This is a genomic window from Streptomyces sp. 15-116A, assembly GCF_025290915.1.
Classification (GTDB): domain Bacteria; phylum Actinomycetota; class Actinomycetes; order Streptomycetales; family Streptomycetaceae; genus Streptomyces.
On sequence record NZ_JAOCQE010000301.1, the window covers coordinates 1 to 7,209 of the forward strand.

Here is a 7,209-nt window from a genome sequence, read left to right on the forward strand (position 1 = left end):
GGGCCTCGGCGATGAGCTGGGCGGTGCGCGTGGCGGTGCCGGAGGGGGCGTCGACCTTGTTCGGGTGGTGCAGCTCGACGACCTCGACGGACTCGAAGTACGGGGCGGCGATCTGCGCGAACTTCATGGTGAGGACGGCGCCGATGGAGAAGTTGGGCGCGATGAGCACGCCCGTCTCCGGGGACAGCTCCAGCCAGCCCTTCAGCTGCGCGAGGCGCTCGTCGGTCCAGCCGGTGGTGCCGACGACCGCGTGGATGTTGTGCCGCAGGCAGAAGTCGAGGTTGCCCATGACCGAGGCGGGGGTGGTCAGCTCGACGGCGACCTGGGCGCCCGTCTCGGCGAGGGTCTCCAGCTTGTCGCCGCGGCCGAGGGCGGCCACCAGTTCCATGTCCTCGGCGGCCTCGATCGCCTCGACCGCCTCGGATCCGATCCGGCCCTTGGCACCGAGGACCGCCACGCGCAGCTTGCTCATGTCTGTTGCTTCCTTAACCGAGGGATTGCCGGGGTGGGTCAGGCGACGGCGTCGTGCAGACGGGCGGCCTGCTTGTCCTTCAGCGGGCCGATGACCGACAGGGAGGGCCGCCGTCCCAGGACGTCACGGGCCACCGAGCGGACGTCGTCCGGTGTGACCGAGGCTATCCGGGCCAGCATGTCGTCGACCGACATCTGCTCGCCCCAGCACAGCTCGCTCTTGCCGATGCGGTTCATCAGCGCGCCGGTGTCCTCCAGGCCCAGGACCGTGGAGCCCTGGAGCTGGCCGACGGCCCGCTCGATCTCGTCGTCCGGGAGGCCGTGCTCGGCGACCTGGTCGAGTTCGTCGCGGCAGATCTTCAGCACGTCGTGCACCTGGGAGGGCCGGCAGCCCGCGTACACACCGAACAGGCCGCAGTCGGCGAAGCCGGAGGTGTACGAGTACACGCTGTAGGCGAGGCCCCGCTTCTCCCGTACCTCCTGGAAGAGGCGGGAGGACATGCCGCCGCCGAGGGCGGTGTTGAGCACGCCGAGGGCCCAGCGGCGCTCGTCGGTGCGGGCGAGGCCCGGCATGCCGAGCACGATGTGCGCCTGCTCGGTGCTGCGGTCGACCAGCTCGACGCGGCCCGCGGTGCGCAGGGCGCGGCTGCCGCCGCGCGGGGCGATCGGCTGGGCGCCCGGGTCCTTGAAGGCGCCGGCCTTCTCGAAGGCGGCGCGGACCTGGCGTACGACCTTGTGGTGGTCGATGTTGCCGGCGCAGGCGACGACCAGGTGGGTCGGGTCGTAGTGCTTCTTGTAGAAGCGGCGGATGCGGTCGGCGGTGAGGGCGTTGACCGTGTCGACCGTGCCGAGGACGGGGCGGCCGAGGGGGTTGTCGCCGAACATGGTGTGCGCGAACAGGTCGTGCACGCAGTCCCCCGGGTCGTCCTCGGTCATCGCGATCTCTTCGAGGATGGCGCCGCGTTCGACGTCGACGTCCTCCTGGAGGATCAGCGAGCCGGTGAGCATGTCGCACACCACGTCGATGGCGAGCGGCAGGTCGCTGTCGAGCACACGCGCGTAGTAGCACGTGTACTCCTTCGCCGTGAACGCGTTCATCTCGCCGCCGACCGCGTCGAGGGCGGAGGAGATGTCCAGGGCGGAGCGGCGCGCGGTGCCCTTGAAGAGCAGGTGCTCCAGGTAGTGGGTGGCGCCGTTCAGCGCGGGGGTCTCGTCGCGGGAGCCGACGTGCGCCCAGATGCCGAAGGTGGCGGAGCGGACGGCGGGCTGGGTCTCGGTGACGATGCGCAGGCCGCCCGGGAGGGTGGTCTTGCGGACCGTGCCGATGCCGTTCTCGCCCTTGATGAGCGTTTGGGTACGGGCGACGGCCCGCGCCTCCGAGGAGGTGCGGGCCGTCGCCTTGGAGCCACGGGACGTCACTTGGCGGCGTCGTCCTTCTGCGTCTCGTCGGAGCCTTCCTCGCCCTCGATCACGGGGATCAGGGAGAGCTTGCCGCGGGAGTCGATCTCGGCGATCTCGACCTGGACCTTCTGGCCCACGCCGAGGACGTCCTCGACGTTCTCCACGCGCTTGCCGCCGGCCAGCTTGCGGATCTGCGAGATGTGCAGCAGACCGTCCTTGCCGGGCAGCAGGGAGACGAAGGCGCCGAAGGTGGTCGTCTTGACGACCGTGCCCAGGTAGCGCTCGCCGACCTCGGGCATCGTCGGGTTGGCGATGCCGTTGATCGTGGTGCGGGCGGCCTCGGCGGAGGGGCCGTCGGCGGCGCCGATGTAGATGGTGCCGTCGTCCTCGATGGTGATCTCGGCGCCCGTGTCCTCCTGGATCTGGTTGATCATCTTGCCCTTGGGGCCGATGACCTCGCCGATCTTGTCGACCGGGATCTTCACGGTGATGATCCGCGGCGCGTTGGGGGACATCTCGTCCGGCGTGTCGATCGCTTCCATCATCACGTCGAGGATGTGGAGGCGGGCGTCACGGGCCTGCTTGAGGGCGGCGGCCAGGACGGAGGCGGGGATGCCGTCCAGCTTGGTGTCGAGCTGGAGGGCGGTCACGAACTCCTTGGTGCCGGCGACCTTGAAGTCCATGTCGCCGAAGGCGTCCTCCGCACCGAGGATGTCGGTGAGGGTGACGTAGTGCGTCTCGCCCTCGATCTCCTGCGAGATCAGGCCCATGGCGATACCGGCGACGGGGGCCTTCAGCGGCACACCGGCGTTCAGCAGCGACATGGTGGAGGCGCAGACCGAGCCCATGGACGTCGAGCCGTTCGAGCTGAGCGCCTCGGACACCTGGCGGATGGCGTAGGGGAACTCCTCGCGGGTCGGCAGGACCGGGATCAGGGCGCGCTCGGCGAGGGCGCCGTGGCCGATCTCGCGGCGCTTCGGGGAGCCGACGCGGCCGGTCTCGCCGGTGGAGTACGGCGGGAAGTTGTAGTTGTGCATGTAGCGCTTGCGGGTCACCGGGGAGAGGGTGTCCAGCTGCTGCTCCATGCGCAGCATGTTCAGCGTGGTGACACCCAGGATCTGGGTCTCGCCGCGCTCGAACACCGCGGAACCGTGGACCCGCGGGATGGCCTCGACCTCGGCGGCCAGGGTGCGGATGTCGGTGACACCGCGGCCGTCGATGCGCTTCTTCTCCTTGATCACGCGCTCGCGGACCAGCTGCTTGGTGAGCGCGCGGTACGCGGCGGAGATCTCCTTCTCGCGGCCCTCGAACTCCGGCAGGAGCTTCTCGGCCGCGAGCTGCTTGACGCGGTCCAGCTCGGCCTCGCGCTCCTGCTTGCCGGCGATGGTGAGCGCCTGGGCGAGCTCGGGCTTGACCGCGGCGGTCAGCGCCTCCAGGACGTCGTCCTGGTAGTCGAGGAAGATCGGGAACTCGGCGGTCGGCTTGGCGGCCTTCGACGCGAGGTCGGCCTGGGCCTTGCAGAGCACCTTGATGAAGGGCTTCGCGGCCTCCAGACCGGCGGCGACGACCTCCTCGGTCGGCGCCTCGGCGCCGCCCTCGACCAGCTTGATGGTCTTCTCGGTGGCCTCGGCCTCGACCATCATGATCGCGACGTCGCCGTCCTCCAGGGTGCGGCCCGCGACGACCATGTCGAAGACGGCGTCCTCGAGCTCGGTGTGCGTCGGGAAGGCCACCCACTGGCCGCGGATCAGCGCGACGCGGACGCCGCCGATCGGGCCGGAGAAGGGCAGACCGGCCAGCTGCGTGGACGCGGAGGCGGCGTTGATCGCCACGACGTCGTACAGGTGGTCGGGGTTGAGCGCCATGATCGTGGCGACGACCTGGATCTCGTTGCGCAGGCCCTTCTTGAAGGAGGGGCGCAGCGGGCGGTCGATCAGGCGGCAGGTGAGGATGGCGTCCTCGGAGGGGCGGCCCTCACGGCGGAAGAACGAGCCGGGGATCTTGCCGGCGGCGTACATCCGCTCCTCGACGTCCACCGTGAGGGGGAAGAAGTCGAGCTGGTCCTTGGGGTTCTTGGAGGCGGTGGTGGCCGACAGCACCATGGTGTCGTCGTCCAGGTACGCGACGGCGGAGCCTGCGGCCTGCTTGGCCAGGCGGCCCGTCTCGAAGCGGATGGTGCGGGTGCCGAAGGAGCCGTTGTCGATGACGGCCTCGGCGTAGTGGGTCTCGTTCTCCACTAGCGTTTTCTCCGTTACTTTGTCGTCTTTGTCCCGCCCCGCCCGTGTGGCGAGGGGGACGGTGGCGGAGAAGCGCTCCGTCTGGTGCGGGCCGGTCTTCGATCGAAGCACCCGGGGGTTCGTCCTCCCGGGGGCCACTACCGAGGACCGGCGGCGAGGCGCGCTTCTCCTCGTGCGGTACGAGCCATCACACAGCGTCGTACCTCTTGCGTTGTGCTACCACACTACAAAGGGGCGGTGACACTCCGCACGTACAGCAAAGGGAGCGGCCCCCTGTCTTCAGGGAACCGCTCCCTTCACGCCGTCTTACTTGGCGCCCGCCGCACCACGGCGGATGCCGAGGCGGTCGACCAGCGCACGGAAGCGCTGGATGTCCTTCTTGGCGAGGTACTGCAGCAGCCGGCGGCGCTGACCGACCAGGATCAGCAGACCACGACGGGAGTGGTGGTCGTGCTTGTGGGTCTTGAGGTGCTCGGTCAGGTCGGAGATCCGACGGGACAGCAGAGCGACCTGGACCTCGGGGGAGCCGGTGTCACCCTCCTTGGTACCGAACTCGGCGATGATCTGCTTCTTCGTAGCGGCGTCGAGCGACACGCGTACTCCTCATAGTCTGTGAGTGGCCACCGAGTGCCCCCGGTCTGCTTCTCGGGGGAGCTTCCATGACTCGGAAGGCGGGGATCCGCTGGGCGCGGCCTCCAGAGCGAGCGCTCCGGGGGTGCGTACACATACGGCCGTCACTCAGGGTACCAGGCAGTGGCGGGCTTCTTTCCCCCGGTCCGCGGAACCGCCCAGGTGGGACGGGCCCGGCCACTAAGGTGAGCGCTCGGACCATTGGTACGACCGGTACATCAGGTACTCGGGTACGTCGGGAAGGGGTCGCTGCGGCATGGCGGAGACGGCTGAGGAGATCAAGGCGCGCAAGGAGCGCGAGAAGAACGAGTTGTACGCCCTCGACATCTCCGGCGTCGAGTGGCACGGCCCGCCCGGCACCGACCCGAACGAGGAGCGCGTCGAGATCGCGTACCTGCCCGGCGGTGCGGTGGCCATGCGGTCCTCGCTCGACCACGACACGGTGCTGCGCTACACGGAGGCGGAGTGGCGGGCGTTCGTGCTGGGGGCGCGGGACGGCGAGTTCGATCTGAAGCCCGCGGAGGGCGACGCCGCCGACGCCGGCGAGGGTGCCGCGAAGGGTGACGAGGAGTCCGCCTCGGCCTCCGGGTGACGCGTTGTGTGATGTGGAGATATGGAAACGGGCGGTACGCGTGCGTGCCGCCCGTTGGCGTTTGTTTGCCCCCTTGAGTTGCGAATTTGTACGGCACTTGACCGGGCCGTGGGGAGATGGGGGGCGGATGCCGAGGGGTGGGCGGGGCTGACGGGGCGGGTGTCCTGGTGATTAGGCTGGTACCCGGCGCGACGCCAGAACCCGTGGACCGGGCATCGGCGTCCTACGGGGAGGGCCGGTTCGGACGACCTCGTTTCACATTCGGACACGTCGGACGACGGAAATGGTCGCCCCAGCACGGCACAAGGGCGCTCGACCACACCAGGAGGAACTGTGAGCAGCGATCGGGACGGGATGCGCGGGGGCTGGGCGACACCCGGCGATGACCAGCCCGACGCGGAGTCCGCCGTCGAGACGACGGGCGAGTTCACCATCGACTACGCGCCGCCGGCGTGGTACACGCAGAACGCGTCGGGGGGGTCGGGGTCGGAGGGGGCGTCCTCCGCAACAGGGTCTGGTTCCGGGGATTCTGCGGGTTCCGGTTCTGGTTCTGGTTCGGGTTCGGGGGCGCCTTCGGGGGGTTCGTCCGCGGCTCCCTCAACTTCTTCGTCTCGCGGGCCTGTTCCGCCGCTGCCCGGGTTGACGCCGCCGCCACATGCGGTGGGGGCGGCGGGGCCCTCGGCGATTCCGATGCCGGCGCCGGGGGCGCCTTTCACGCCGCCCGCGCCCGCGCCGGCTCCCGGTGCTCCATTCACTCCTCCCGCGCCCGCGCCCGCTCCCGGTGCTCCTTTCACTCCTCCCGCGCCGCCTTCCGGGGGGCCGGGGGCCGTGCCGAGGCTGCCGGTGGGGAGCGGGTTCGAGCCGCAGCGGCCGCAGGGGGAGGAACAGGCGAGCGGGGGGCCTTTGCCGTCCTCTCCCGTTTCTGTGGACTCCGGTAGTGGTGATCTGGAGAGCGGGGCCACGATCCGGTTCTCCGCCGCTGCGTTGAAGCGGGAGATCGAGGAGCGGGACGCTGCGGCGGCAGCCGGGCAGAACAGGGCCGAGGGCAGCGAGGCTTCGGCGGTGGCCGAGACGGCCGACGGGGTTCTCGATGGTGAGAGCGTGGGGGCCCACGCACAGAAGGCTGACGAGGGCTCTGTAGTGGCGGAGGGGGACGCCGAGTTGGGGGCGGACCCGAAGCCGGAGGCGGAAGCCGACGCCACGGAGACGGAAGCAGAGGCCGGGGCCGAGGGTGCGGTGACCGAGGTCGAGGAGGCGGGGAGCGAGCCTGCCGAGTCCGGGTCCGAGTCCGAGTCCGGGGCCGAGGTCGCTCAGGCTGAGGACGCCTCGGGTGACATCGCGCAGGCTGAGGAGGCCTTGGCCGAAGGCGCCGGGGACACGGATGCCGAGAGCAGCGTCGCCGAACACGAGAACGTGGTGACCGAGGAAGCAGAGCCCGAGGGCGCCCCGGCCGACGTGGCCGAGGGTGCCGAGCCCGAGAAGGCTGAGGGCGAAGGCGTCGAGCCCGAGGACTCTGTGGCCGACGTGGCCGAGGACGCTGAGAGCAGCGCCGCCGGGCCCGAGAAGGTGGCCACCGACGAAGCGGAGCCCGAGGACGCCCTGGCTGAAGGTGCCGAACCTCAGGATGCCGTGCCCTCGGATGCCGTACCGGCCGGGTTCGAGCCCGAGGACGCCAAGCCGGTGGACGACGCCGTGCCGTCCGACGCGGCTCCCGCCGAAGAGCCGCAGGACGCTGTTCCGGCCGCCGACGCCGCGCCCGCCTGGACTCCCCCGGTGCCGCAGGGCATGCCGCCGGTGCCGCCGTCGTACCCGGCCGCCCCTGCTCCCGCGGCTCAGTGGCCCGCCCAGCCCCCGGCTCAGCCCGGCGGGTACGGGTTC

The 7,209-nt window shown here is 70.4% G+C and carries 6 protein-coding genes; 2 read left to right on the top strand and 4 right to left on the bottom strand.

Annotation, left to right across the window (positions count from 1 at the left end; all coding sequences use genetic code 11):
* From N4P33_RS30325 to rpsO, 4 genes are all read right to left on the bottom strand, one after another.
* The coding region (locus tag N4P33_RS30325; RefSeq protein ID WP_313904614.1) for a dihydrodipicolinate reductase C-terminal domain-containing protein at positions 1 to 472 on the bottom strand (472 nt) is incomplete at its 3' end.
* 38 nt (positions 473 to 510) lie between these two features.
* Entirely contained in the window at positions 511 to 1,890 is a 1,380-nt protein-coding gene (locus N4P33_RS30330) for a pitrilysin family protein (RefSeq protein ID WP_260830147.1), read from the bottom strand.
* Complete coding sequence (locus N4P33_RS30335) at positions 1,887 to 4,109, bottom strand: polyribonucleotide nucleotidyltransferase (protein ID WP_260830148.1); 2,223 nt, start codon at positions 4,107 to 4,109, stop codon at positions 1,887 to 1,889. Before N4P33_RS30335 ends, N4P33_RS30330 begins: the two co-directional genes overlap by 4 nt.
* Before the next feature lie 306 nt (positions 4,110 to 4,415).
* The gene (rpsO, locus tag N4P33_RS30340; protein WP_003997419.1) at positions 4,416 to 4,703 is read right to left on the bottom strand and encodes a 30S ribosomal protein S15; all 288 of its coding nucleotides are present in this window, start codon (positions 4,701 to 4,703) and stop codon (positions 4,416 to 4,418) included.
* 292 nt (positions 4,704 to 4,995) lie between these two features.
* Between rpsO and N4P33_RS30345 the strand changes: the two genes are divergently transcribed.
* On the top strand, positions 4,996 to 5,331 hold the full coding sequence (locus tag N4P33_RS30345) for a DUF397 domain-containing protein (protein ID WP_260830149.1): 336 nt from the start codon (positions 4,996 to 4,998) through the stop codon (positions 5,329 to 5,331).
* A gap of 333 nt (positions 5,332 to 5,664) precedes the next feature.
* The coding region (locus N4P33_RS35765; protein WP_399030389.1) for an SCO5717 family growth-regulating ATPase at positions 5,665 to 7,209 on the top strand (1,545 nt) is incomplete at its 3' end.